The organism is Flavobacterium panacis (genome assembly GCF_024649945.1).
GTDB lineage: Bacteria > Bacteroidota > Bacteroidia > Flavobacteriales > Flavobacteriaceae > Flavobacterium > Flavobacterium panacis.
On the sequence record NZ_JANKMS010000001.1, the window covers coordinates 70,576 to 97,048 of the forward strand.

A 26,473-nucleotide genomic window follows, 5' to 3' on the forward strand; every position below is an offset into this window, starting at 1 on the left:
TCTTTTAATTCAGGTTTGTTATTTAACATCCTAAAAAAATGAGCGACAAATTTTTTAAATTTTCTCAAAAAAATCATTTTTTAGGTTAATAAATCAGTGAAAGAAAATCAATCTGAAACCTTTGAAATAAAATGTATCTCATTGATTTCTAGGGTGTAAAATTAATTATTATTTTTCTAAAGTAATGTTAAAATATGTTATTTTTTGTAAGTAAATACCAATTGTTAACATTGCAGCTCAATTTCACAAAGACTTAAGGCGATTTGAGTAGGTAAAATAGTAAAAATGCTTTATTTTTACACTATAATTATTAAAACAAAAAAATCAAAATGGATTGGATTACAGCCAGAGAATTTGAAGATATAACCTATAAAAAATGCAATGGAGTAGCGAGAATAGCCTTTAACAGACCAAATGTTAGAAATGCATTCCGTCCAAAAACTACTTCAGAATTATACCAGGCTTTTTATGATGCACAAGAAGATACTTCAATCGGTGTAGTATTACTTTCTGCTGAAGGACCTTCAACAAAAGACGGAGTTTACTCTTTCTGTAGTGGTGGAGATCAAAATGCGCGCGGACACCAAGGATATGTTGGAGATGACGGTCAGCACCGTTTAAATATTTTGGAAGTGCAACGTTTAATTCGTTTTATGCCTAAAGTAGTTATCGCAGTTGTACCAGGTTGGGCTGTTGGTGGCGGACATAGTTTGCACGTAGTTTGCGATATGACACTTGCTAGTAAAGAACATGCCATTTTTAAACAAACAGACGCAGACGTTACCAGTTTTGACGGTGGTTATGGATCTGCTTACCTTGCTAAAATGGTTGGTCAGAAAAAAGCACGTGAAATTTTCTTTTTAGGTAGAAATTATTCTGCTCAGGAGGCTTTTGAAATGGGAATGGTAAATGCTGTAATTCCTCACGATGAACTGGAAGCTACTGCATATGAGTGGGCACAGGAAATTCTTCAAAAATCACCAACATCTATCAAAATGCTAAAATTTGCTATGAACTTGACAGACGACGGAATGGTCGGACAACAAGTTTTTGCGGGAGAAGCAACTCGTTTGGCTTATATGACCGAAGAAGCTAAAGAAGGAAGAAATGCTTTCTTGGAAAAAAGAAAACCAAATTTCGGTGAAAATAAATGGTTGCCTTAATACATTGTAGATTTCTGATTTCTCATTTTAGATTTGATATTCAAGCTATCTAAAAATTAGAATTAAAAATAAATCTAAAATCTACATTCTAAAATCTTAAATAACAAATTAATGAAACATTGGATTGAAGCCGCAAGACTGCGCACATTACCTTTATCAGTTTCCGGAATTATAGTTGGAAGTATTTATGCTTTATCAAATCCAACAGAAACGATCAATACACCAACTGAAGTATTTAGCTGGAAAGTTTTTGGATTTGCATTGCTAACAACATTAGGTTTACAGGTTTTATCCAATTTTGCAAATGACTATGGTGATGGTGTAAAAGGTACAGATAATGCAGATCGAGTAGGACCACAACGTGCTATTCAGAGTGGTGTTATTACGCCTCAAGCAATGAAAAAAGCAATAATCATTACTTCATTATTGACTTTACTATCAGCTATTGTATTAATCTATTTTGCATTTGGAAGAGATAATTTTGGTTACTCTATTTTTTTCTTATTACTAGGAATCGCTGCAATTGTATCGGCTATTCGCTATACAGTTGGTAATTCAGCTTATGGATACAGAGGATTTGGAGATTTATTCGTTTTTATTTTCTTCGGATTGGTTAGTACGTTGGGAGTGAACTTTTTATATGCAAAAGAGATAGATCCACTATTAATTCTACCAGCAGTTTCAATCGGATTATTGAGCGTTGGAGTTTTGAATTTGAACAACATGCGCGATCAGGAATCAGATAAAAAAGCAGGTAAAAACACAATTGTAGTTCAAATTGGTGCTCAAAAAGCTAAAAATTACCATTTTTTCTTGATCATTACAGCAATGCTTTTAGTAGTTGTTTTTGCTATTTTAAGCGATTATAACTTTGATCAATACTTGTTTTTACTGGCTTTTATTCCTTTAACTAAACATTTAATTACAGTTTATAAAAATCAGGATCCTAAGTTATTAGATCCAGAATTGAAAAAATTGGCTTTAAGTACATTTTTACTTTCTATTTTATTGACAGTTTGTATGATCTCTTTAATTTCAGACATCATTGTAAACTTGTTTTTAGGAGGTAGATAAATTATTAAACTTTAAATCAAACAAAAAATGAAAATTACATACTACGGACACGCTTCTTTAGGAATTGAAGTAGGAGGAAAAAATATTATTGTGGATCCATTTATTACAGGAAATCCACAAGCAGCTGCAATTGATATTAACACATTAAAAGCAGATTATATCTTGTTGACACATGCTCATGGAGATCACGTTTTAGATGTTGAAGCAATTGCAAAAAACACAAATGCAGTTATTGTTTCAAATGCAGAAATTGCAAGTTATTATGCTAAAAAAGGTTTCAATTCTCACCCAATGAATCATGGTGGAAGCTGGAAATTCGATTTTGGAAATGTAAAATATGTAACAGCTATTCACTCAAGTAGTTTTCCAGATGGATCTTACGGTGGAAATCCTGGTGGATTTGTAATTGAAGGCGAACATAAAAATATTTACATCGCTGGTGACACCGCTTTGACTTACGATATGAAATTAATTCCACTTCGTACAGAATTAGATTTAGCAATTCTTCCAATTGGTAATAATTTTACAATGGATGTTGAGGATGCTATTATCGCTTCAGATTTTGTAGATTGTGATAAAATTTTAGGATATCATTTTGATACTTTTGGGTACATCGAAATCGATCATGAAGAATCTATTCGTAAATTCTTTGATAAAGGAAAAGATTTAATGCTTTTAGCAATCGGAGAATCTATAGAATTATAATGAGGAGCTAATCCCGCTTTCGGCTATATCTTTTTTAGGCAAAGAAAAATTGCCTAAAAAAGGATACCGCCTCAAACGAAGTTCACTGAACTTCAATTAAAATAAATAGTAGTGAAGTAATCGGGGCTAGGGCACTCATTTTATAAGAAAGTTATTTGGCACAATCTATGTTATTTCAATAATCGAGTTTTAAAGTAAAAAATCATTTTAATCTGTGAAATCTGTGGCAATTAAAGCATCATCACAAAATACTTTCAAAAAAATAATTCTATCTCTATTTCTTGCCCTTTCATTAAATCTTTTTGCTCAAAAAGATGGTTATTGGGACAAAGAACGAGCTACTACAAAAGAAATAATGGTTCCTGCACGTGATAGAATTTCTATTGCAACTGAAGATCTGCCAATTGGAACTACCGAAATCGTTTACCGAATTACATTATTAGATAAAAATCAAGAATTGACGAATAGTCTGGTTTCCTTATTAAAAGCCATTCCAGATCCTACAGGAGTTAGTCAGGGATCAGCAGGAGCGGTTTTTTTAATGTCCAAAATTTCGGGAGATGATGAATGTACTTATTCCATTTATACTTCAAATGAAAACGCAAAGAAATACGTTGCAGATGGAAAAATTGATAAAGCCTGTTTTTCTCAGGCAGAACCTGTAAGCAAAGATGCGAAACGTTTATCGATTGGTAAATCATCTTGTTTAAAAGAAAATATCAGTACCGTCTGGTTTGGTTTTGAAAGCAAAAACTGGATTTTAAGCCAAAAAGTGGTTTTAGAAGTTGTGCCTTGGGTCGATACTAAATTAAACCGCGGCTGGAATCAGGATAACAAAAATGAAATTATAAGTCTTTGTAAAACATCGACAATGGCTCAAAAAATGGCCAATTCTGACGATTTCTGTGTTTGTATTTTGAATAAAATTATGAAACAATATCGTTACGATGAATTTCAAAAATTATTATCGGTTGAAAAAACAAAAGTCTATAAAGATTTTGGAAATGCATGTTATAAAGATGCTGATATTTCTAAAAATGTTTTTAATGATTTAAGAACACAAGCAGCTTCTTTAATCAAAACTCAAAAATACAATGAGGCTATTCCGAAATTAAATACCATTATTAACGAAGGAAAAGCAACAGCAGTAGATTACAGTTCGCTTGGTTACTGCTATATTTTGACCAAACAATACGCAAAAGCACTGAAAACACTGCATGAAGGAGAGAAATTAGATGATACGGAATTATTAGTCAAATTAAATTTAGCGCATGCTTATTTGATCAGTGATAATTATAGCGATGCAAAAGCAATCTATAAGAAGTATCAAGATCAAAATGTAACGGATAGTTTAAGTTGGAAAGACAAAACAAAATCTGACTTTCTACTTTTTCAAAAAGCAGGACTTCCATCAAAAGATTTTGAAAAAATCTTAAAATTATTTAATTAAGGTACTGAGTTACTAAGCTACTAAGGTTCTAAGTTTTTCTTGCAGTCTATTTTACGCCTTAGTACCTTAGTAGCTTAGCACCTCAGTCCCTTAGCACCTTGAAAAAAATGAACGCATCTTACCATAAATATTTACTAGAATTTAAAAGACCCTCAGGTACTTCTAGAGGAATTATGACCGATAAAGAAACTTGGTTTATTATTTTAGAAGAAAATGGTAAAAAAGGAATAGGAGAGTGTGGTATACTTCGTGGTTTGAGCGCAGATGATCGTGAAGATTATGAAGAAAAACTAAAATGGGCTTGCGATAATATTCATTTAGGTGAAACTGCACTTTGGGAATCATTATTAGAATTTCCGTCAATTCAATTCGGAATTGAAATGGCTTTTCAATCATTAAGAAGTGAAAATCCTTACCTTTTATTTCCATCAGATTTTACAAACAATACCAAATCTATAACTATAAATGGTTTGGTTTGGATGGGAGAATCCACTTTTATGAAAGAGCAAATTGAAGATAAATTAGCCAACGGATTCAATTGCATTAAACTTAAAATTGGAGCCATTGATTTTGAGAAAGAACTTGAATTATTACAGTTTATCCGAAATCATTTTTCTCCTGAAGAAATCGAAATTCGTGTAGATGCCAATGGCGCTTTTTCTTCAATAGAAGCTTTAGATAAACTAAAACAATTAAGTAAATTTCAGCTTCATAGTATAGAGCAACCTATTAAACAAGGAAATGTTTTAGAAATGGCTAAACTATGTTTAGAAAAACCTTTTCCTATTGCTTTGGATGAAGAATTAATTGGCGTATTTTCTTTTGAAGAAAAAGAAGAGTTATTAAAGAAAATAAAGCCACAATATATTATTTTAAAACCAAGTTTTATAGGTGGTTTTAGAGGAACTCAAGAATGGATTTCGCTTGCAGATAAATACAATATTGGTTGGTGGATTACATCTGCGTTAGAAAGTAATATTGGGCTTAATGCTATAGCGCAATGGACATTTCTTCAAAACTCAAATATGCCGCAAGGTTTAGGAACTGGGGCATTATATACTAATAATATAGATTGTCCATTAGAAGTTAAAAATGGACAGCTTTGGTACAATTTGGAAAAAGAATGGGAATCTTTTTTTGAAGGTACAAAGTAACAAAGTAACAAAGGTTCAAAGTAACAAAGTTTTAAAAACATTGAGAAAAGCCTTTGTTCCTTTGCAACTCTGAACCTTTGTAGCTATTTTTTACTCTTTTCCTCCTAACAAACTATCTTGCCAGTCTTTCAGATCTTGCCATTTTCCTTGGTAAGCCATTAAAGCTTGTCTTGCCCAAGTACTAGGATTATGTATCGCATAATTCTCACCTCCAGCATCCAAAATAGATTGTAATTTTTCTGTTGAAGCCTCAGAGAGATCATGCCAGGTTTTTATTCCAGCATCGTTAAACAAAGCTTCTATTTTCGGTCCAATTCCTTCTACCACTTTCAAATCGTTTTCTTTAATTTTTTTACCGAGAACAGTTGCCGCCAATTCGCTGTTGAACGGAATTACAATAGGAGTCGTTGCTGTAAATGACTGTGGTTTTGCTTTTGCTGCAGCTAAATCAGCTTCTAAAGTAGAAATCCTAGCATTTAAATTTCGAGTATTAGCTTTGCAAGCATCTAAATCGGCTTGAAGAGATAATGCAAGAGAATCATCATTTTTCGAATTCATTTTTCCTAGTAAGTAACCTAAAATTCCACAGATTAATCCCACTAGCACAGGTATTAAAATACAAGGTATATTCATGATCGTATGTTTTTGATTAGTTATTTAATTGTAATTACAGTTCTTCTGTTTGAGGCCTTTCCTTCCGAAGTATTGTTATCTCCAACTGGCTCATCTGGTCCTTTAGATTGTGTTTCAATTCTTGCTGGATCTATACCATTTTTGGAAAGATATTTTTTAGAAAATTCTGCTCTTTTTTGTCCTAGAACAATATTCGAATCACGATTTCCGACATCATCAGAATGACCTACAGCCAATACAATCGCATCTTTAACATTTTCGGTATATTTTACTATATCTGCAACTTTCTGCTTTTCAAGACTGGTAAGCGTCTCGCGGGACTTATTGGTGTTAAAATGTAGAATCAATGGATCAGCGTTTATTTTATTCTTTAAAGCAGTCCATTCATCAGTTGAAGTTGAAGTAGAATCAATAGTTTCAAATGTATAGTTTGACGGACCAAGAAGTGTATCTGCACTCATTTTCCATTTATCTATAATTTCTCCTTTAGTGGTAAACTGTTTCTCTGATAATCCCTCAGAAACAAAATAATTCTTAACCTCGTTTGCCCTGGCAAGACCAAGATTCTCAAAAGTGGTAGAATTGGTTTCATCTGATGTAGCATAACCTGTTATGACAACCTTCTGTTTTGGATTAGAAACCAAGAATAACTTTAACTTTTGAATACCATTAATGACAGAATCACTTACTGGCATTATTAAAGTAGCGTTGTTTTTAAGGAACTTGAGGTTATCATTAGTTTGATATTCAATTCCTGGACCATTTAATACAAACGGAACAAAATTAGGCTCTTGGACAGTTGGGACTGCTGTTTTTGGAGTGTCATCCGATGTAATTTTCTCAGAGCAATTGCAGCAGAATTTTAGGTATAAATAAGCCCCTAAAATTATGGTTATTGCAATGCCTAATAGATAAAGTGCTTTTTTAGACATAGATGATGAAGTTAAGATTCAATCAAATTTAACTAAAAAAATAACACGTAATGTATTAATAATCAGTTATTTTAATGTTTTCTGATTTGAGAAACAAAACTCAAATTAACATTTTTTTGATTTTTTAAATTTTCGAAGGCTTGATTAAAATGAGTAACTTGCATAAAAAAATAATTTAGAATTATAATGGTCGAAATAGAAAGAAAATTTCTTGTAAAATCTGACGACTTCAAAAATCAAGCTTTTACTCAAAATAAAATTGCTCAAGGATATTTGAGTTCTGCTCCAGAACGAACTGTAAGAGTCAGAATTAAAGGCGATAAAGGATTTATAACTATAAAAGGAATAAGTCAGAGTGGTGGTATGTCTCGCTTTGAATGGGAAAATCAAATTCCGTTAGAAGAAGCAATTGAACTTTTGAAATTATGTGAAAAAGGTAAAATTGAAAAGACCCGATATGAAATACAATCAGGAATTCATGTATATGAAGTTGACGAGTTTTACGGAGAAAATGAAGGCTTAATAATGGCTGAAATTGAGCTGAATTCGGAAACAGAAACTTTTGAAAAACCGAATTGGCTTGGAGAAGAAGTGACAAATGACGAAAGATATTACAACGCCTATTTAAGTAAAAATCCTTTTAAAGACTGGCAAAAATAAAATGACAGAAACAGTATACGACCTAATAATAGTAGGTGGAGGACCAATTGGTCTTGCCTGCGCCATTGAAGCCGAAAAGAAAAAACTAAAATATTTAATTATAGAAAAAGGAGCAATAGTGAATAGTATTTTCAACTATCCACTCTATATGACTTTTTTTTCAACTGCCGAAAGATTAGAAATTGGCGAAATCCCTTTTAATTGTTTAGCACCAAAACCAGGGCGCCAAGAAGCTTTAGAATATTATAGAAATATTCATCGCTACTTTAAATTCAATATTAATTTATTTGAAAGAGTTCTAGATGTTCAAAAAAACAGTAAGAATGTTTTTCAGATTAAAACAGACAAATCTGAATATCAAGCAACAAATGTAGTGATCGCTACAGGATTTTATGATATTCCGATTGAGATGAATATTTCTGGTGAAGGTTTACCAAAAGTACGTCACTACTATAAAGAAGCGCATGAATATGCTTTTAGAAAAGTTTTGGTTGTAGGAGCCAATAATTCTTCTGTTGATGCTGCTTTGGAATGCTGGAGAAAAGGAGCCGATGTAACTATGGTGATTCGTAAAAATGAAATCAATAACCGTGTAAAATATTGGGTAAAACCAGATATTGAAAATCGTATCGCTGAAGGAAGTATCACAGCTTATTTTGAATCGAATATTACTGAAATTCGAGAGAATGAAGTAGAAATACAAACTCCAAACGGAAAAATTACCATTGAAAATGATTTTGTTTTGGCCTTGACAGGTTATAAACCAGATTTGAATTTCTTAGAAAAAATGGGAATTGAGCTTTCTAATGACGAGTTAAAAATTCCAGTTTACAATCCAGAAACTATGAAAACCAATGTAGAAGGATTATTTCTTGCGGGTGTAGTCTGCGGCGGAATGCAAACTCATAAATGGTTTATTGAAAACTCAAGAGTTCATGCTAATTTAATAGTAGATCACATTTCGAAGTAATATTGATAAGCCACGAATTTCACTAATTTCAACAAATAAAATTAGTGTCAATTCGTGAAATTCGTGGCAAAAAATACTTTTTAAGAGCTACAAGAAAGCATAGAACAACCTACTTTAGATCTTGCCCAGTCAGGACGTTTGGCGAACCATCTTTCAGATTCCGGTTGTTCGTCGTAAGGATTCTTCAAAAGTTGAAACAATTCATCAACTAAAGTATAATCTCCTTTATCGGCTTTATCGATGGCTAATTGTGCCATATAATTTCGAAGTACATACTTTGGGTTTGTCAAGTTCATTTTAAGGGAACGTTCTTCATCTGATAACTCTTCAAAATTTAATCGCTTCAAATAAACTGCAAGCCATTTTTGCCATGCATCCAGAATGTTTCCTTTTATTTCTTCTGGTATATAGAAAGCGTATTCAATCTTTTCGAATGCTTGTTCGACTGAATCTTCTTTTTTGATTTGACTTAAATTTCTAAAGAATATCGTCATATCAGTTTCTGATAATTGTAAAATTTCTTCAAGACCTTTCACAATTTTATCATCAGTATCACTTGAAGTAAATATCCCTAATTTACTTAAAGACATATTTTTATATCCTTCTTCAAGCTCAGTAATAAAAGAGTCTAATATCTTCTCCAAAGGAGCAGCTTCATTAACCAAAGGATAAAGCGCATTGGCCAATTGAAATAAATTCCATTGCGCCACTTGAGGCTGATTTCCGAAACGATATCTTCTGTTTTGACTGTCAGTAGTATTTGGTGTCCAGTTCGGATCATAGTTTTCTAACCAACCATACGGACCGTAATCAATCGTAATTCCGTGAATTGACATATTATCTGTATTCATGACACCATGTACAAATCCGACCCTTTGCCAATGCAAAATCATTTCTCGTGTCGTATCTGCAACCTTCTGAAAGAACTGGATATATTGTTCTTTAGGTTCTCCTTTAATTTCAGGAAAATAATGTTTGATGGTATATTCTACAAACTGTTTTAGATTTTTAAGTTCATTTCTTGCGGCCAGCATTTCATAACTTCCAAAACGAATAAAAGAAGGAGCCACACGGCACACCACAGCGCCTTTTTCATATGCTGGATTTCCATTATATAAAATATCTCGCAAAACCTGATCTCCAGAAAGAATCAATGAAAGTGATCGGGTAGTGGGAACTCCCAAATAATGCATAGCTTCTGCACAAAGATATTCTCTTATAGACGAACGTAAAACAGCCAAACCATCTGCAGTTCTTGAATAAGGTGTTTTTCCTGCACCTTTTAATTGAAGCGTATAAAACTGATTATTGTTTTCAACTTCAGTTAAATTAATAGCTCGTCCATCACCTAATTGTCCTGCCCAGTTTCCAAATTGATGTCCGGCATAACACATGGCATAAGGTTGCGTTTCTGGAAGAATCTCTTTTCCAGAAAAAACGTTTACAAATTCTTCTGATTGAATTTCTTCTTTTGAAATTCCAACTAATGCTGCAACTTCATCAGAAGCATGAATCAGTTTAGGATCTGAAGGTTTTGTTGGATTTACATACGAAAACAAGGTGTTTTTGACCTGACGAACTTCATTAGTTAAATCAGGATCTGCTGGTAGTTCGGCTGTAAATCGATTGTTTATTTTTAAATTTTTCATTTTAAATTTCTTTCTTTTTTTGCCACAGATTAAGAATTATTTTCAGCTACGAATTACACAAATTTCACTAATTGTTTAAAATTCAACCGAAAAAAATCGAGTAAATTGATGTAATTCGTGTCAAAAGACTAACAGATAATCTTTTTAATCCATTTAATCTTTGGTTAACCTAAAAAATTAATCCACTAACATGTCAGCGTACATTTTTTTAAGTTTTTGAATTTTAGGATCAATTACCACTTGGCAATATCCAGCTTCTTGATTTTCATTATAATAATTTTGATGATAATCTTCAGCTTCGTAAAACACCTCAAAAGGTTTCAATTGCGTTACAATCGGATCGGCATAAGCAGGCTGAACTTCTTCAAATACTTTTTCTGCAATTTCTTTTTGTTCATCATCATGATACAAAACAATAGAACGATATTGAGTTCCACTATCACCTCCTTGACGATTTAAAGTTGTTGGATCATGACTTGTCATGAATATAAATATTAAGTCATGATATGAAATTATGTCAGGATTAAAAGTCACTTGAATAACTTCTGCATGTCCCGTTCTTCCGGTACAAACTTCTCTATATGCAGGATTTTTAATAAATCCGTCTGAGTAACCTGATTTTATGGATTCTACACCTTTTAAACGCTGAATTACAGCTTCGATACACCAAAAACAACCGCCACCAAAGGTAGCTACTGATAAATTTCCCATAAATAATACTTTCTATTAGTTTATTGTCTATTAATTCGATAGGATATTATGATAATTTATTAAAAAAAAGTTCTTTTAACTAAAGATACCCAATAGGAATGTAATGTTTGAAGTTTAGTATTGATAAATTCGCAATTTTATAAAAAAACGATATATTTGCATTCAAACACAAGACACAACCAATGAATAGCAAAAATAGTACCATCACCCTAGAAACTTATTTTCAAGAGTTTAGACAAAATATTGTCGGTATAAATCAGGAATTTACGTCACCTTATGGCAGAAAATCTATTATTTACACTGACTGGACTGCCAGCGGAAGATTATATCGTCCGATTGAGGAAAAATTATTAAATGAATTTGGTCCTTTTGTAGCCAATACGCATACTGAAACTACTGTTTCTGGTACTGCTATGACAAAAGCTTATCATCACGCCAGACATATTATTAAACGTCATGCCAATGCAAACCATGACGATGTTTTGATTACAGATGGAACTGGAATGACTGGAGTTATTAATAAATTCCAACGTATTTTAGGTTTGAAAATTCCTGAAAACTTGAAAAACTTCACGAATGTTCCAGCAGAAAAGAAACCTATTGTTTTTATTTCACACATGGAGCATCATTCTAATCAGACTTCTTGGTTGGAGACCATTGCAGATGTTGAAATTATTCCGTCTTGCGAAAAAGGTCTTTTCAATTTAGAAAATTTAGAAGCTTTACTAGAAAAATACAATGACAGAACTATAAAAATTGCTTCTATTACTGCTTGTTCAAATGTTACAGGATTAAGAACTCCTTTTCATGCAGCTGCAAAATTAATGCACCAGTACAATGGTGTTTGTTTTGTTGATTTCGCTTGTTCTGGACCTTATGTAGAAGTTGACATGCATCCTGCTGATCCAGAAGCGTATTTAGATGCCGTATTCATGTCTCCTCATAAATTCTTAGGCGGACCTGGAACTTCTGGTGTTTTAATTTTTAATAAAAAATTATACAACAATATGATTCCTGATTGTCCTGGTGGCGGAACTGTAAGTTGGACAAATCCTTGGGGAGAACATAAATATATTGATAATATCGAAGATCGTGAAGATGGTGGAACTCCAGGTTTTCTTCAGGTAATAAAAACAGCTCTTGCAATTGAGTTGAAAGAAGAAATGGGAATTGAAAACATCATGCAGCGCGAACATGAAATCGTTGATTATGTTTTTAGTGAATTAGAGCCCGTTTCGAATATTAAAATTTTGGCTGGACAACATAAAGAACGTCTTGGTGTAATTTCGTTTTTTATTGACGATCTTCATTTTAACCTAGGAGTAAAAATTCTAAATGATCGTTTCGGAATCCAAACTAGAGGAGGATGTAGTTGCGCAGGAACATACGGTCACTATTTATTACATGTTGATCAGGAAACGTCTAACAAACTGGTAAATGAAATAACAATTGGTGATTTAATCAAAAAACCAGGATGGATTAGAATGTCAATTCACCCAACGACTACAGACGAAGAGATTGCTTTTGTTTGTAAAAGTATTAAAGAACTAGCTGCAAATCACGAATCTTGGGGACTTGATTATTCTTATGATAAAAACAGAAATGAGTTTATTCATAAAAATGCAACTTCTTTCGAAGATGAATTAGTTGAAGGCTGGTTTAAATCTTAGTTTTTTTACTCAAAGAACACTAAGGATTTTCGTAGAGTTTTTAAGCTTTATTATTAGGAGTCTTTAAAGGGATTACAAAGCTTACTTTTTGCTCCCTATTAAAAATATTAAACCCGACAGGCTTCTAAAACCTGTCGGGTTTATTTTTTTTGTTATTTATGTTTTCTTATGAAAATGATTTGTTCTTTTTTAGCCCCGATAGAAATGGAAATCCTTTTATGGTGGGGTTCACCATAAAAGATTGAAATTTATAGCGGGACTTCACTTCTTGAAAAAACGAATATTTCTGCTTTTAAAAAATTACATAATCAATCGTACTCCACCAAGATCTGAAACTCGGTAAGAAAATTTGTTTCCAGGTGAACCAATGAACATAAAGTTTTTTGGAATCTTCCATTTTTGAGAAAGTTCATCGATTATTTCTGGACCAAAAGTTCCTTCTATTTCTAGATATTCAATATCAAGTCCGTCGTAAGCCCGATCTAAAACTTCTAGATCTTTTTTGAGGGCTTCGTTATTTGTTGAATCGTTTTTGACATGAACAATTTTAAGTTTTTTGGTTGTTTCGTTATCTTCTACGTATTGTAAAACTTTGTTTAGAATAGTGATATCATCTCCTTTTGTAAAAAAGACAAATTCCTGCGAATTGATCTGAGTACTCATGTTTTGCAAATAACGATTGCTGATGATCACCATTTTTCTGAGTGGCTGATAGAAATATTCTAAAGCTTCGATTAGCAAACGAATTAGAATAACGCGATTTAACATGATTCCGATGAAGATCAAAGCTGGAACCATATATTGAAGAAATGTATAGAATGAATTGATGTTCAATTCCATATTCCCAATGAAAGCAGCTATGACAAAAAGAACTGCAGCAACAACGGCAATTCCTCTGGCGCGTTCTGGTCTTGGTAACTTTTTGCGTTTGTATTTTAAAAGCAAATTTCCAATTCCGAATAAAGCCATTACAGCTAAAAATGAAAAAGTATAAACTCCAGCCAAAGATTCTAAATGTCCGTTTGTAGCAAAAAGTACTGAAATACAAAGCACTAAAAAGCTGATTACAATTCTATAATGCGAGCCTCTGCTATTTTGCTTCAAGAAAAAATTAGGTAGAATTCGATCTAATGTCATTCGGTTTAAAAGTCCTGAGACACCAACAAATGATGTCAAAACTGCTCCACAGAGCACCATAACGGCATCGATGGAAATAAGCCAAGCCAACCATGAACCTCCAGTAGTTTGCCCTAAATGAGCTAAAAGTGATTCTTTGTTTTCTCCAACTTCTGTAAGAGGAATTACACTTATTAATAAAATAGCAATAACAGGATTAAAGAAACTAACAATACCCCACATGTTTCTAAGTGTTTTCGGAAAAACACCATGTTCTTGTTCTTCAACAAAATTGGCAGAACTTTCAAAACCTGAAATTCCGAGCATTGCTGCAGAAAATCCAAGAAAAAGTGCTGTTTTAATGCTTTCATAAGCTATAGGTGTATGCCAATTGATATGAAAAGTTTCTAAACCATGCGTTAACACAAACCAAATTGAAGCTAATACTAACAAACTTAGAGTTCCAATATGCGTTAGAAAAATTATTACAGCAACAAATGCTGATTCTCCAATTCCTAAAATCGCCAATCCTGTAAATAATATTAAGACCACAACAGTTGCAATCGTAACGTTTAATCCATGAAAAATACCATGTAAATAGTGCATTCCTTCGGAAGCTGAAATAACAGCTGTCGCCATATAGGACAAAACGGTAAGAGTCGCTGCTAAAGAAGCCAATCTTTTCGTAGAAGTATTCAATAAAACATTGTAAGCTCCGCCATTTAAAGGAATTGCCCCAACAACTTCACCATAAATTTTTCTAAAGAGAAATAATACTACAGCAACAATTAAAAGTGAAATCCATGCATATTGTCCTGCATATAATATGGTTAAAGCAGAAACATAAAGACAAGAAGAGCTAATATCGTTTCCACAAATTGCAGTTGCCTGTAATTGATTTAATTTTTTGTGTACAATTTCTTTCATCAGTAGTTGAGATTAACACTTTTAGTACAAAACAATAAGTAACAAATAATTACAATCAGTTAAAAGGCAGATATTTAAATTGAAACCCGCTTAAAAGTGTTATGTAGATTTCTAATTTAGGTATATTATTTAGATTCTTGAAACTTTTGCAATGATAATAAAGCCTGTTTTTGAACTTTATTCTGGAAAAAACCTGTCCAACCAAGCAAATAACCAGTTACTCCAAAAGCTTGTTTAGACCACTTCCATACATCAAAACCGTCAGTATGTTTAATAATTAATCCGTCTTGAAAAACAAATTCAGCTCTAATTTTATTAACGACTTTTCTATTTGTTTTACTAAAATTATAAGTAGCAATCCAATTTGCAGATCCCGTAGAATCGTCTGCTTTTACGTTAGAAAATTCTATTTTTAAGTTTCCTTTGCTTTTTGACAAGAGCATTTCCCACATTTTTGAAACTTGCTCTCCTTTAAGTAAACCAAAAGCAGGATCAATAAAATGAACTTTTGGATGATAACATTCACTCATCGTCTTGGCATCGGCGTTGGCAAAAGCAGTATAAAATTTTGTTATTAGGGATTCGTTAGGATTCATAGGAAATTTTTAATGTTAAATATAAGATTTATTCGACTAAATAAACATCACAAAACACTAATTTCTTTTGCTGTATCAAATGTTTTTTTTGATTTATCAAATGCTGTAGAAAAATAGTTCATTTTACTATAAGCAGTAAAATATCCCGTTTGGTTTCCAAAAGTATCTGGACCTCCAGCGATTATAAATCGAACTGCGTAAATGTCAGTTTTCTTCAATTTCAACCATTCTGCAGGAGTAAAGTAATAATATGAAGTTGTTGTGCCATCTGCAGATTCTTTTACATTTTTGTCTGTACAGGCAATAACATCAGCATTTGTCAGGTCAACGTAAAGTCCGCCAGCAATTCTAGCCTTATCATTTGAAGTTGCAATACTTATTTTTAAAATACCTCCCTTATCTGTTTTGGCAATCTGAATTTTGGCTTCACCTGTAAATGCATATTTTTCGCAGATAAAAGTATACTCTTGCGTTGCTGGAAAGCTAGAGCCTTTTACTGTTATAGTTTGCTGTGCATTTGCAAAAGTCGAGATAAACAATAGGATAAGAAATGATAATTTTAAATTCATATTTTTTTTATTTATTGATTCGTAAGTTTAGTATCAAACTTTTCATCCCAATCCATTGATTTTATGGCAGAAATGAGATTTTCATCATTTACAAAAATTCGTAATTCTTTGTTTGCGACTTTCTTGGTGTATAAAGCATGATAACGGTAAATTACTTCATGCTTTGTTTTGTAAACGCCATCCAATTTTAAATCTATAAAACTTCCGTAATATTGTCTAAACCTTTGACAGGTCTTGGTTAAACGCTCCTCGGTAGTATTTTCCATTACCGATTTAGTTACTTCAGTTTCATTAAAAGGTTTAAATTTTGAAGTATTACAAGTAAGCAAAACTCTTTTTCCTAAATCATAAGCTTTTTGCTGTTGACTTGAATTTATTTCGGTCGTCGTGATTTTCTTTATTTTTAAATCTTCCGTATCTCTGCTTACTGTTTTCGATTTACATCCAATTAATAATAACAAACATATAATCAATCCTGCTTTCTTCATAACTATTTAAGTAATTTTTAATAATAAGTTAGGATCGGGGCAATTTTCTATATAAAAGTTTAAGTCTTTTGCATTGCAGACACCTGGATAATCTCCCCAATAGTCATCAATTTTATGAATAATTTGAAAATGGACATGAGGCGCATAATCTCCATTTACTGAGGCATTTCCAAGGACAGCAATCTTATCTCCCTTTCTAAATTTGTCTCCGATCTTTAAGTTTTCTATACTTTCTAACGACAAATGTCCATATAAAGTATAAAATTTTTCTTTTTCGACTTCATGTTCCAATATTATCGTTGGACCATAATCGCCTAAACCAATATTATTTTTAAAACTATGAACTTTACCATCTAAAGCAGCAAGAACAGTTGTTCCAGCTTTTGTCCATAAATCTAAACCAATATGAATATTACGCTCCGGTTTTGATTCATTAAAAAAAATGGTGCTTCTTTGGTATAAGGAACGACCTTCAATGTAACCTCCAAAAGCAACTTTGGCTTTATTCCTTTTAAGATAACTAAAAATATATTTTTCGAAATCTTGTGAGGTATCAAGTTTTTGAGCCACTAATTCCTCATTTGAAACCGATAAATTCAACGGCGTATATTCTGAAACAGGAATTGTTTCATCAATTATTTTGGTAGGTGGTAAGGCATTTAATATTGAGGTGAGGGGCTTCATAAAATCAGGCAACTTTTTTAATAATTATTATTTCATTGTGTACTTCTATACGAGGCAGCATTTTACTAGTAAACAATTCAGTATTTACTTCAGAAATATATTTTCGATTTCTTACGTTATGTGCTTCATCCAAAATCATGGTATTGAACAAGATAAATCCATCTTCTTTTAATAAGGTACAAATTCTATCCAGAAAAAACTTTTCAAACAAAAAGTTCGGCATATTGGTATCTTCAAAAATATCAACAATAATAAGATTGTATTTGTCTTTAGTTTTTAAAACAAATTCAAATGCATCATCAATAACAACTTCTAATTGCTTAATTTGATTGAGATTAAAATATTGATTGGCTATCTGAATCATTTCAGGATCGATTTCTACTCCTGTAATTTTCTCTTTATATTGAATTTCGTCAACCAAGGTTTTTACGACACTTCCACCAGCGACACCCAGTAATAAAATATGATCCATTTTTAAAATGTTATCATAGCCAATATTTCGAAGTCCATATCTTAATATGCGTTGCAGACTTCCATACGAATAATTAGTATTTTCAGTATCTAAAACTAATTCACCATTTGCCCATGTGACTTCAATTGTTTTGCTTCTTGCAGATTTCTTTTTAAATATTTTTATGGGGATTATATAACTGAAAAATTTTTGAATCATTTTGTATGCTTTTACTCAAATTTACCATTAAATCTTTTATTTTGCACCAAATAATAAGTGTTTAATGAAAAAACTATTGTACAAATTCTTATTTTTTAAGCTAATGGGCTGGAAGATAGTAGGATTGAAAAATGCCGAAATAAAAAAATGTATCTTGATGGTAATGCCGCATACAAGTAATCATGATTTTTATATTGGACTTTTTACTCGTGGCATTTCTGGACTGCAAATGAATTGGGTTGGAAAAAAAGAATTGTTTCGATTTCCTTTTGGATATTATTTCAGAAATGTGGGAGGCGAACCTCTAGATCGTTCAGGTGGCTTAAATAAAGTTGATTCTATTGCTGCCATTTTTGAACGTAAAGAAGTCTTTCGTCTTGCGGTTGCCCCCGAAGGAACTCGTAAAGAAGTAAAAGAAATTAAAACTGGATTTTATTTTATTGCGCTTAAAGCGAAAGTACCAATTGTTCCCGTAGCTTTTGATTGGGGTAAAAAAGAAGTAAATCTTGGCAAACCATTTTACCCAACTGGAAATTACGAAGCAGATTTCGAAATTTTAAAGAAACACTATAAAGGAGTTTTGGGGAAAATTCCGGAAAATGGAGTAAAATTGTAAAATCTGAGAATTTTTCCAAATGCGTGAGAATCGCGTATTTGAAAATTTTCTGTACCAATCTCCAAATATGCGCTAATTTTTGGATTATGGTAAATAGGCTTTGAAAGTACCATTTTTATAAAAAAGAACAATTTTCTCAATTTCGTCATCATTAATATTTATGTTCTTGTTTTCGAACTCTGGAAAAATAGTTTTTTCATTTTTTTTATCTTCATCAACATCAATGGCAGATAATAAATTTTCTGAAGTGTTTTGATGAAGTGAAGTAGGAGTTGGAGATTTTAACTTTTCAAAATTTTGATCTTGATCTGGGAAATTTCCTTTTCCAATCAAAATCCAATACAAATCTATTTCTGGGAAAACTTCCAGAATTTTCAATATAAAATCTAAACTAGGTTTGTTTCTTCCAGACAAAAGATGAGACATACTCGAACGTTGAACTCCAATTTTATCGGCAAATGCAGAAGCATTTAAACCATAATACTCTAATACGATTTCAAGTCTTTTAACAAAATCATCTATGTTTACCATTGTAAAAAATAGTTTAAAATCAGCTATTTACAAATGTAAACAAAAAGAAATAGTAAAACAATTTCAATTACTTTACTTCAATAATAACCTGGTTTTTACTTAAACTTTAAATTAAAATAATATTAATTAAATATTTGATTTACAATTAAATATAAATATAAGTTAACATTTCAAATAGTTTAAAGTTCAAACAAGAACAAAGCTATCATTCTGTTTCAAAAATTTGTTTACAATATTAAATTGTTAAAGCTTTTGCAGTTTCACAATTGTAAAAATAAAGATGTTTACTTTTGTAAACTAATCAAAACACAATGAATTTAGAACAACTTTTTACACAATATAAAGAGACAACCATCTCAGGAAGATATCTAACTTTAGATCATATTCAACCTCTTTTAGATAAACTAAATACTAACGGACAGGTTCAAATTGTTGGGCAATCTGTTTTAGGTGAACTTATATATAGTTATCAAATTGGAACTGGTCCAACTCGTGTTTATTTGTGGTCACAAATGCACGGAAATGAAAGTACTACAACGAAAGCATTATTTGATTTTATCAATTTATTAAATGGAGAAACTGATTTTTCTAAAAGAATGTTGGAGACATTTACCTTTCTTTCTATTCCGATTTTAAATCCAGACGGAGCAAGATTATACACAAGAGCCAATGCTAATGAAATAGATTTAAATCGTGATTCGCAAGATCTTACACAGCCTGAAAGTAATGTGCTACGTAATGTTTTTGAGAATTTCAAACCTCATTATTGTTTCAACCTTCATGATCAGCGTACCATATTTGGAGCAGGAACTACTGGAAAACCAGCAACAGTTTCTTTTTTAGCACCTTCTTATAATGAAGAAAGAGAGGTTAATGAAAACAGATTGAAAGCAATCAATATTATTGCAGAAATTAATAAAGTACTTCAGGAATATATTCCGGGTCAAGTAGGACGTTTTGATGATTCATTCAATATTAATTGTATTGGAGACACTTTTCAATACTTAGGAGTTCCAACAATCTTATTTGAAGCAGGTCATTACCCAGGCGACTACGAAAGGGAAATTACACGTAAATACATCTTTTTCGCGTTAATTTCAAGCTTCAAACAAATTTCCGAAAACGATTTAGTTGATAATCGATTTGGTGAATATTTGAATATTTCACAAAATAATGTGGTTTTTTATGATTTTATGTATAAAAATGTCAAAATAAATTATGATGGTATCGAAATTATTACGAATTTTGTCGCTCAATACAAAGAAGAATTAATCGAAAATAAGATTCATTTTAATGCTTACATCGCTGAAGTAGGTGAATTGGAAAATTTCTTTGGACATTATGAATATGACGCAAAAGGCGAAGAATATTCGGATGATTTCTCAAATTTTCCAAAAGTGGGTCAAAAAGCAAATTTTTATTTAAATAAAAATGTTAAATTTGTTAACGGATTAATAAAAAGTTAATTTTTATGTGAATTTGTTGTTTTTTATATATAATTTTATACTTTGTAATAGCAATTAGTAATATTAATTAAACAATTATGAGTAAATTTCGTTTAGATGAAGTAGATCACCAGATTTTAGATATGTTAATAGACAATACGAGAGTTCCGTTTACTGACATTGCAAAAAAACTTTTGATATCTGCTGGTACGGTACACGTTAGAGTTAAAAAAATGGAGGATGCCGGTATTATCATGGGATCTTCTTTAGCCTTGGATTACGATAAATTAGGGTATTCATTTATTGCTTATGTGGGTGTATTTCTGAATAATACGTCTCAAACAAAATTTGTATTAGAGCGAATTAACCAAATTCCATTCGTTACTGTAGCTTCTGTAACTACAGGAAAATTCAATATTTTTTGCAAAATTAGAGCAAAAGATACTAAACACGCGAAAGAGGTTATCTTCATGATTGATGATATCGATGGTGTGTACAGAACTGAAACTATGATCTCTTTAGAGGAAAGTATAAACGATAAGAAGCGTTTGATGCATACTATTTTCAAAAATATGTAAGAACTTTTCTTGAATGCTATATTAAAATATACCTCAAGTTTATTCTTGGGGTTTTTTTATGACTAATTAACCAACCAACTATAACACAATTATGTATACGTTGCCGAAAATTGAACGTTTTAATCAAGACGTTCTCTCAAAATACCACATTTATAATAGTGTTTTTATAACATTACCTTTTGATTCTATAGATAACACAGGAGTTTTACTTCCTTTATTTACAGAAACTTGCGAAACGGGCTTTAAAAAACAAGAAACACCAAAAGAAATCTTTGAATTCTTTTCTAATAAATTCTTAAACAACGCTTCTGAAACTGAAAAAGTCGATTTAATGTTCCGATTTATTCAATATATCGAACGTCAAATTGTACTGTTTGATGCTATTGAAGATGCTGCGTTTCCAGAAGTGAACAACATGGAAGGGCGTGGATCTTTACGCGATATCAAAGAAAAATCTGATGCTAAAGAAAAAGATGACGAATTAGTAGAGTTTTTAGAAAACTTCAATGTTCGTACGGTTTTAACAGCACATCCAACTCAGTTTTATCCTGGACCGGTTTTAGGAATTATCAATGATTTAACTGAGGCAATTCGTCAGAACGATTTGTTGCAGATTAAACAATTATTGGCACAGTTAGGAAAAACGCCTTTTATTCAACATGAAAAACCAAATCCTTACGATGAAGCTGTAAGTTTAATTTGGTTTTTAGAAAATGTATTCTACGCTACAGCGGGAGAAATTGTACATTATCTTCAGAAGAATATTATGGAAGGAAATCAGATCCAAAATCAGTTGATCAAGCTTGGTTTCTGGCCAGGTGGAGATCGTGATGGAAATCCTTTTGTTACTACAGAAATTACACTTAAAGTTGCAGATCGTTTACGTACTTCGATTTTAAAGTGTTACTATGTTGAGATGAGAAATCTTAAACGTAAGCTAACTTTCTCAGGTGTAGACACTTTAGTAGCCGATCTTGAACATAAACTTTATCGTTCTGTTTTCTATTCTAAAGGTGATATTTTTATCACTTTAGAGGAGTTATTGACTCAATTAAACAAAATTAGAGCAATCATAATTGAGAAACATCAGTCTTTATATTTAGATGAGTTAGAAGCGCTTTTGGTAAAAATCAATTTATTTGGATTTCACTTTGCGACTTTAGATATTCGTCAAAACAGTAAAATTCACAACAAAGTGTTTAAAGATGTTGTGAACTATTACTTAAATGCTGGTTCTGATATTTTTCCTAAAAACTACTACGAATTAACGGAAGATCAAAAAATTGATGTTTTATCTAAAGTGAAAGGAAATTTAAATCCTGCTGATTTTGAAGATGAAATCACAAGATCTACATTAGAATCTGTTCAGGCAATTAAAACAATTCAGCAGAACAATGGTGAAGAAGGAGCTAATCGTTACATCATTAGTAATAACGAAAGTGCTTTGAACGTGATGGAGACTTTTGCCATGATTCGTTTGAACAATTGGGAACATCCTACTGTAGATATTATTCCGCTTTTTGAATCTGTTGATGATTTACAGAATGCACATTCTATTATGGAACAGTTGTATACTAATCCAGAATATGCTAAGCATTTAAAATCAAGAGGAAATGAGCAAACTATCATGCTTGGTTTCTCTGACGGAACTAAAGATGGTGGTTATTTAATGGCCAACTGGAGTATTTATCAAGCTAAGATTTCATTAACTGAAATTTCTAGAAAATATGGAATTAAAGCTATTTTCTTTGATGGACGTGGCGGACCTCCTGCACGTGGTGGTGGAAAAACACACAAATTCTACGCTTCTTTAGGGCCAAAAATTGAAAACAAAGAAATTCAAATCACTGTTCAAGGACAAACAATTAGTTCTAATTTCGGAACTTTAGATTCTTGCCGTTATAATATTGAAAACTTGGTCACTGCTGGTGTTACCAATCAGGTTTTTAGTAAAGATAAAAACGAATTAACTGCTGATGAAACTCAGATTCTGAATCAGTTAGCAGATTTAGGATACCAAAAATATTTAAGTTTCAAGAATCATCCAAAGTTTATTCCTTATTTGGAAAAAATGAGTACGTTGAAATATTACTCTAAAACTAATATCGGAAGCCGTCCATCAAAAAGAAGTAAATCTGAATCTTTAGATTTTGCAGATTTAAGAGCAATTCCGTTTGTTGGTTCTTGGAGTCAGTTGAAACAAAACGTTCCTGGATTCTTTGGAGTTGGTTCAGCTCTAAAGCATTTTGAAGAAAATGGGCAATGGGATAAAGTAAGTGATTTGTACCACAATTCATTATTCTTTAAAACTTTACTTGAAAACAGCATGATGTCGTTGGCAAAATCATTCTTGCCATTAACAGCTTACATGAGTAAAGATCCTGAATTTGGTGAGTTTTGGAATATTATTCATGACGAATTTTCTGAAACAAAGAGACTGCTTTTGAAAATTGCAGGACATAAAACTTTGATGGAAAATTATCCTGATGGTATTGCTTCAATCCAGATTAGAGAGCGCATTGTATTGCCGTTATTGACAATTCAGCAATATGCTTTATTGAGAATTAATGAATTGAATAAAGAAGAAGTTCAAAACGAAGAATTGATTAAAGTTTATGAGAAAATCGTAACTAGATCACTTTTCGGAAATACAAATGCTAGTAGAAATTCAGCTTAACCGAATTATAAATTTAAAATTCATTAAATATGAATATCAGTGATGTTTTAGAAAACGAATATGCAGGTCATTTTGGTACTTACATTAAAGAAGCTGGAGACGGAAAATTAATCGAAGAATTAGAAATTTCTCTTCATGAATTTATCCGATTTGTTCAAAATATTCCGATGGATAAATTTGACTATCGCTACGCAGAAGGGAAGTGGACTATCAAAGAAATTATTCAGCACGTGATTGATACAGAAAGAATTTTTGCTTATCGTGCTTTACGTTTTTCAAGAAATGACAAAACACCTTTGCCAGGTTTTGAGGAAAGTGATTACGCAGATAATACCGATGCAAATTCGCGAAGCATTCAGGATTTGTTAACTGAATTTTCTGCTGTAAGACATTCAAACTTATTGTTTTACAAAAGTCTATCTGATGAACAGCTTAAAAGAATCGGAACTGCTGCTGGGAATCAGATTTCTGTTCGTGCTTTAGGCTTTGTCATAATCGGACATCAGAAACATCATCAAAAAGTTTTTGAAGAAAGATATTTATAAGAGATAAAAAAAAACAAAAAATCCTGTGAAGTTGATTCACAGGATTTTTTATTTTAAATCGTTTGACTCTTTCGCTCAATAAAAGCTAAGCCAAATCTAATTTTATCATAAGACATTTTTTCTTCAAAATATTCATAATAAGGCCTCAAAGCTTCAGGTTTTTCTAATTCTATTTGTGCTTTTTGAATTTTTGAAATTTCATCTTCCGAAACAAATTGACTTAAATCTATTTGATGTCCATCAACATACAATTTAGCTAAATGTGAAATAATTGTAGTGCGACCTAAATTTCGGCTTTCCGCTATTTCTTCTACAGAAATTCCGCTCTCAAATAATTCTAAAGTTTTTTCATATGTGTTTTCTTTTTTTTCTTTTTTGACAACCGATTTATTCTTGTAAAACTGAATTATGGCGTTGATAAATTCAGATCCATATTTTTCCAATTTTGCTTTACCAACACCTTCAACAGCAAGAAAATCTTCATCTGTCATTGGTCTCAAAATTTCCATTTGACGTAGCGAAGCATCACTAAAAATAACATACGCCGGAACTTCTTCTTCCTGAGCAATTTCGTAACGCAATTTTCGCAGGGTTTCAAAAAGAGAATTTTTAACTACTTTAGCTTTTTCTTGTTTGATTTCGTTTTTATCAACTGTTTTCTTAACTACAGTAGTCAATTTTACTTTTTCCCCCTCAAACAAAACTTTTTTAGCAAAAGGAGTAAGCAGTATTTTGTTGTGTTGATGAAAGGCGATTTCGCAATATCCTAAATTGATGAGCTGAATTAAATATTGATTCCAATCATACCAAGAAACATCAGCACCAATTCCATACGTTTTTAGCTCTTGATAATTTTTTTCGTAGATATACGCGTTTCTCGATCCTCTCAAAAAATCAACAATTACTGCTAATGGTTCAGATTCTTTTAAACGTACAATAGCAGACAATGCTTTTTGCGCGAGAATCGTCCCATCGAAAAAAGTTGGAGGATTTTTGCAAATATCGCAGTTTCCGCAATTCTCTGTAACCAGTTCTCCAAAATAGGAAAGCAAAATTTTCCTGCGACAACTAACAGCATCAGCATATTGCTTCATACGATCTAATTTCGCCAACTGAATATCAGAGTTCAATCCTTCAGAAGCAAATTTTTGAAGTTGGATTACATCGGCGTAACTTTCAAACAGAACAGTTTCTGCTGGAAGTCCATCACGTCCAGCCCTTCCGATTTCCTGATAATATCCTTCAATATTTTTTGGAAGATTATAATGAATCACCCAGCGAACATTCGATTTGTCAATTCCCATTCCAAAAGCAATAGTGGCGCAAACTACCTGACAATCATCATTAATAAATTGATCTTGAGTTTTGGCACGAGTTTCATTGTCTAATCCGGCGTGGTATGCTTTTGCGGTAATTCCGTTTTTCTTTAATTTTTCAGCAAGTTCCTCTGTAGTTTTACGACTAAGACAATAAATGATTCCAGATTCGTTCTGTTTATCTTCAATAAAATCTACAATCTGTTTAACACGATCTAAGGCCGGACGCACTTCTAAACTTAAATTTTTTCTATCAAAAGAAGCGATAAAAGTTTTAGGTCTTATTAAATTCAATTGTTTTGTAATGTCTGTACGAGTTGCTTTATCGGCTGTGGCTGTTAATGCCAAAACTGGAGTAGAAGGGAATCGACTTTTGAGATATCCCAAATTGGTATAAGCAGGTCTAAAATCATGACCCCAAGATGAAATACAGTGTGCTTCGTCAATTGCTATCAAGCTTATATTTAACTCATTAAAAGCCATATCTAAATAAGACAAACTTTCAGGAGCAATATAAACTAATTTAAAAGTATTTGATTTTAGATTATCTATATAATATTGCTGCTCTTGCGAAGATTGTGAGCTATTGATATAACATGCTGATATACCGTTGGTTTTCAAACTGTCAACCTGGTCTTTCATTAATGCGATAAGCGGAGAAATTACAATTGTGATTCCGGGTAAAATTAAAGCTGGAAGTTGAAAACATATTGATTTTCCACCTCCAGTCGGCATGATAGCTAATGCATCTTGTCCTGAAAGTATGGTAGTAATAATCGTTTCCTGATTCGGTCTGAATTTCTCAAAACCAAAATTCTCTTTTAGAGTAGCGTGTAAAATTTCTGAAGTCATAGGCGTATAATTTTTATGTTGTAAATATAAAATTAAAAATAATCCTACAAAACATAAAAAATTAAATTTCGTTTAAAGTATAATTAAAATAA

Annotated in this window: 25 protein-coding genes; 13 read left to right on the forward strand and 12 right to left on the reverse strand. The window is 32.0% G+C overall.

What is annotated here, in order from left to right; all coding sequences use genetic code 11:
* Positions 1–329 precede the first annotated feature (329 nt).
* The 5 genes from NQQ59_RS00330 to NQQ59_RS00350 all read left to right on the forward strand — a co-directional run bounded on the left by NQQ59_RS00330 (position 330) and on the right by NQQ59_RS00350 (position 5,546).
* On the forward strand, positions 330–1,163 hold the full coding sequence (locus NQQ59_RS00330; protein ID WP_012024845.1) for a 1,4-dihydroxy-2-naphthoyl-CoA synthase: 834 nt from the start codon (positions 330–332) through the stop codon (positions 1,161–1,163).
* Positions 1,164–1,274: 111 nt separating this feature from the next.
* A complete protein-coding gene (menA, locus tag NQQ59_RS00335) occupies positions 1,275–2,237 on the forward strand; it encodes a 1,4-dihydroxy-2-naphthoate octaprenyltransferase (protein WP_144212583.1) in 963 nt (320 codons plus the stop codon).
* A 27-nt stretch (positions 2,238–2,264) separates the two neighbouring features.
* Positions 2,265–2,942, forward strand: a complete 678-nt coding sequence (locus tag NQQ59_RS00340; RefSeq protein WP_144212585.1) for a metal-dependent hydrolase — start codon at positions 2,265–2,267, stop codon at positions 2,940–2,942.
* Positions 2,943–3,156: 214 nt separating this feature from the next.
* On the forward strand, positions 3,157–4,392 hold the full coding sequence (locus tag NQQ59_RS00345) for a tetratricopeptide repeat protein (protein ID WP_144212587.1): 1,236 nt from the start codon (positions 3,157–3,159) through the stop codon (positions 4,390–4,392).
* 107 nt (positions 4,393–4,499) lie between these two features.
* Complete coding sequence (locus NQQ59_RS00350; RefSeq protein WP_144212590.1) at positions 4,500–5,546, forward strand: o-succinylbenzoate synthase; 1,047 nt, start codon at positions 4,500–4,502, stop codon at positions 5,544–5,546.
* 90 nt (positions 5,547–5,636) lie between these two features.
* Here the strand turns inward: NQQ59_RS00350 and NQQ59_RS00355 are convergent, their stop codons facing one another.
* Positions 5,637–6,179 (reverse strand): hypothetical protein, encoded by a 543-nt coding sequence (locus tag NQQ59_RS00355; RefSeq protein ID WP_144212592.1) that lies wholly within the window; start codon positions 6,177–6,179, stop codon positions 5,637–5,639.
* A 20-nt stretch (positions 6,180–6,199) separates the two neighbouring features.
* Positions 6,200–7,111, reverse strand: a complete 912-nt coding sequence (locus NQQ59_RS00360; RefSeq protein ID WP_144212594.1) for an OmpA family protein — start codon at positions 7,109–7,111, stop codon at positions 6,200–6,202.
* A gap of 186 nt (positions 7,112–7,297) precedes the next feature.
* Between NQQ59_RS00360 and NQQ59_RS00365 the strand changes: the two genes are divergently transcribed.
* The gene (locus NQQ59_RS00365; RefSeq protein ID WP_186296538.1) at positions 7,298–7,771 is read left to right on the forward strand and encodes a CYTH domain-containing protein; all 474 of its coding nucleotides are present in this window, start codon (positions 7,298–7,300) and stop codon (positions 7,769–7,771) included.
* 1 nt (position 7,772) lies between these two features.
* On the forward strand, positions 7,773–8,741 hold the full coding sequence (locus tag NQQ59_RS00370) for a YpdA family putative bacillithiol disulfide reductase (RefSeq protein ID WP_144212597.1): 969 nt from the start codon (positions 7,773–7,775) through the stop codon (positions 8,739–8,741).
* A gap of 80 nt (positions 8,742–8,821) precedes the next feature.
* Here NQQ59_RS00370 and NQQ59_RS00375 read toward each other — a convergent pair whose 3' ends face one another.
* Together NQQ59_RS00375 and msrA are read right to left on the reverse strand one after the other, a co-directional pair.
* The gene (locus NQQ59_RS00375; protein WP_144212599.1) at positions 8,822–10,390 is read right to left on the reverse strand and encodes a protein adenylyltransferase SelO; all 1,569 of its coding nucleotides are present in this window, start codon (positions 10,388–10,390) and stop codon (positions 8,822–8,824) included.
* 177 nt (positions 10,391–10,567) lie between these two features.
* A complete protein-coding gene (msrA, locus tag NQQ59_RS00380; protein WP_144212601.1) occupies positions 10,568–11,101 on the reverse strand; it encodes a peptide-methionine (S)-S-oxide reductase MsrA in 534 nt (177 codons plus the stop codon).
* 182 nt (positions 11,102–11,283) lie between these two features.
* Here msrA and NQQ59_RS00385 point away from each other — a divergent pair, with 182 nt between their 5' ends.
* The gene (locus NQQ59_RS00385) at positions 11,284–12,771 is read left to right on the forward strand and encodes an aminotransferase class V-fold PLP-dependent enzyme (protein ID WP_144212603.1); all 1,488 of its coding nucleotides are present in this window, start codon (positions 11,284–11,286) and stop codon (positions 12,769–12,771) included.
* Between the two features lie 300 nt (positions 12,772–13,071).
* Here NQQ59_RS00385 and NQQ59_RS00390 read toward each other — a convergent pair whose 3' ends face one another.
* From NQQ59_RS00390 to NQQ59_RS00415, 6 genes are all read right to left on the reverse strand, one after another.
* Complete coding sequence (locus tag NQQ59_RS00390) at positions 13,072–14,814, reverse strand: APC family permease (protein ID WP_144212605.1); 1,743 nt, start codon at positions 14,812–14,814, stop codon at positions 13,072–13,074.
* 125 nt (positions 14,815–14,939) lie between these two features.
* Positions 14,940–15,410: a nuclear transport factor 2 family protein gene (locus NQQ59_RS00395; protein WP_144212607.1), complete on the reverse strand. Its 471-nt coding sequence runs from the start codon at positions 15,408–15,410 to the stop codon at positions 14,940–14,942.
* 47 nt (positions 15,411–15,457) lie between these two features.
* Complete coding sequence (locus NQQ59_RS00400) at positions 15,458–15,979, reverse strand: hypothetical protein (protein WP_144212609.1); 522 nt, start codon at positions 15,977–15,979, stop codon at positions 15,458–15,460.
* Between the two features lie 11 nt (positions 15,980–15,990).
* Entirely contained in the window at positions 15,991–16,467 is a 477-nt protein-coding gene (locus NQQ59_RS00405) for a hypothetical protein (RefSeq protein WP_144212611.1), read from the reverse strand.
* A gap of 6 nt (positions 16,468–16,473) precedes the next feature.
* Complete coding sequence (locus tag NQQ59_RS00410; protein WP_144212613.1) at positions 16,474–17,151, reverse strand: peptidoglycan DD-metalloendopeptidase family protein; 678 nt, start codon at positions 17,149–17,151, stop codon at positions 16,474–16,476.
* A 4-nt stretch (positions 17,152–17,155) separates the two neighbouring features.
* Positions 17,156–17,821, reverse strand: a complete 666-nt coding sequence (locus NQQ59_RS00415) for a spermidine synthase (protein ID WP_144212615.1) — start codon at positions 17,819–17,821, stop codon at positions 17,156–17,158.
* A gap of 64 nt (positions 17,822–17,885) precedes the next feature.
* Here NQQ59_RS00415 and NQQ59_RS00420 point away from each other — a divergent pair, with 64 nt between their 5' ends.
* On the forward strand, positions 17,886–18,437 hold the full coding sequence (locus NQQ59_RS00420; protein ID WP_144212617.1) for a 1-acyl-sn-glycerol-3-phosphate acyltransferase: 552 nt from the start codon (positions 17,886–17,888) through the stop codon (positions 18,435–18,437).
* Between the two features lie 84 nt (positions 18,438–18,521).
* Here NQQ59_RS00420 and NQQ59_RS00425 read toward each other — a convergent pair whose 3' ends face one another.
* Positions 18,522–18,968 carry a helix-turn-helix domain-containing protein gene (locus tag NQQ59_RS00425; protein ID WP_144212619.1) on the reverse strand — a complete coding sequence of 149 codons (447 nt, stop codon included), beginning with the start codon at positions 18,966–18,968 and terminating at the stop codon, positions 18,522–18,524.
* A gap of 311 nt (positions 18,969–19,279) precedes the next feature.
* Here NQQ59_RS00425 and NQQ59_RS00430 point away from each other — a divergent pair, with 311 nt between their 5' ends.
* The 4 genes from NQQ59_RS00430 to NQQ59_RS00445 all read left to right on the forward strand — a co-directional run bounded on the left by NQQ59_RS00430 (position 19,280) and on the right by NQQ59_RS00445 (position 24,213).
* Entirely contained in the window at positions 19,280–20,434 is a 1,155-nt protein-coding gene (locus NQQ59_RS00430; RefSeq protein WP_144212621.1) for a M14 family metallopeptidase, read from the forward strand.
* A gap of 77 nt (positions 20,435–20,511) precedes the next feature.
* The gene (locus tag NQQ59_RS00435; protein ID WP_008468989.1) at positions 20,512–20,991 is read left to right on the forward strand and encodes an Lrp/AsnC family transcriptional regulator; all 480 of its coding nucleotides are present in this window, start codon (positions 20,512–20,514) and stop codon (positions 20,989–20,991) included.
* A gap of 91 nt (positions 20,992–21,082) precedes the next feature.
* Positions 21,083–23,668 (forward strand): phosphoenolpyruvate carboxylase, encoded by a 2,586-nt coding sequence (locus NQQ59_RS00440; protein ID WP_144212623.1) that lies wholly within the window; start codon positions 21,083–21,085, stop codon positions 23,666–23,668.
* Positions 23,669–23,697: 29 nt separating this feature from the next.
* Complete coding sequence (locus NQQ59_RS00445; RefSeq protein WP_144212625.1) at positions 23,698–24,213, forward strand: DinB family protein; 516 nt, start codon at positions 23,698–23,700, stop codon at positions 24,211–24,213.
* Between the two features lie 53 nt (positions 24,214–24,266).
* Here NQQ59_RS00445 and recQ read toward each other — a convergent pair whose 3' ends face one another.
* Positions 24,267–26,381, reverse strand: coding sequence for a DNA helicase RecQ (recQ, locus tag NQQ59_RS00450; RefSeq protein ID WP_144212628.1), 2,115 nt, complete (start codon positions 26,379–26,381; stop codon positions 24,267–24,269).
* Positions 26,382–26,473: the final 92 nt, after the last annotated feature.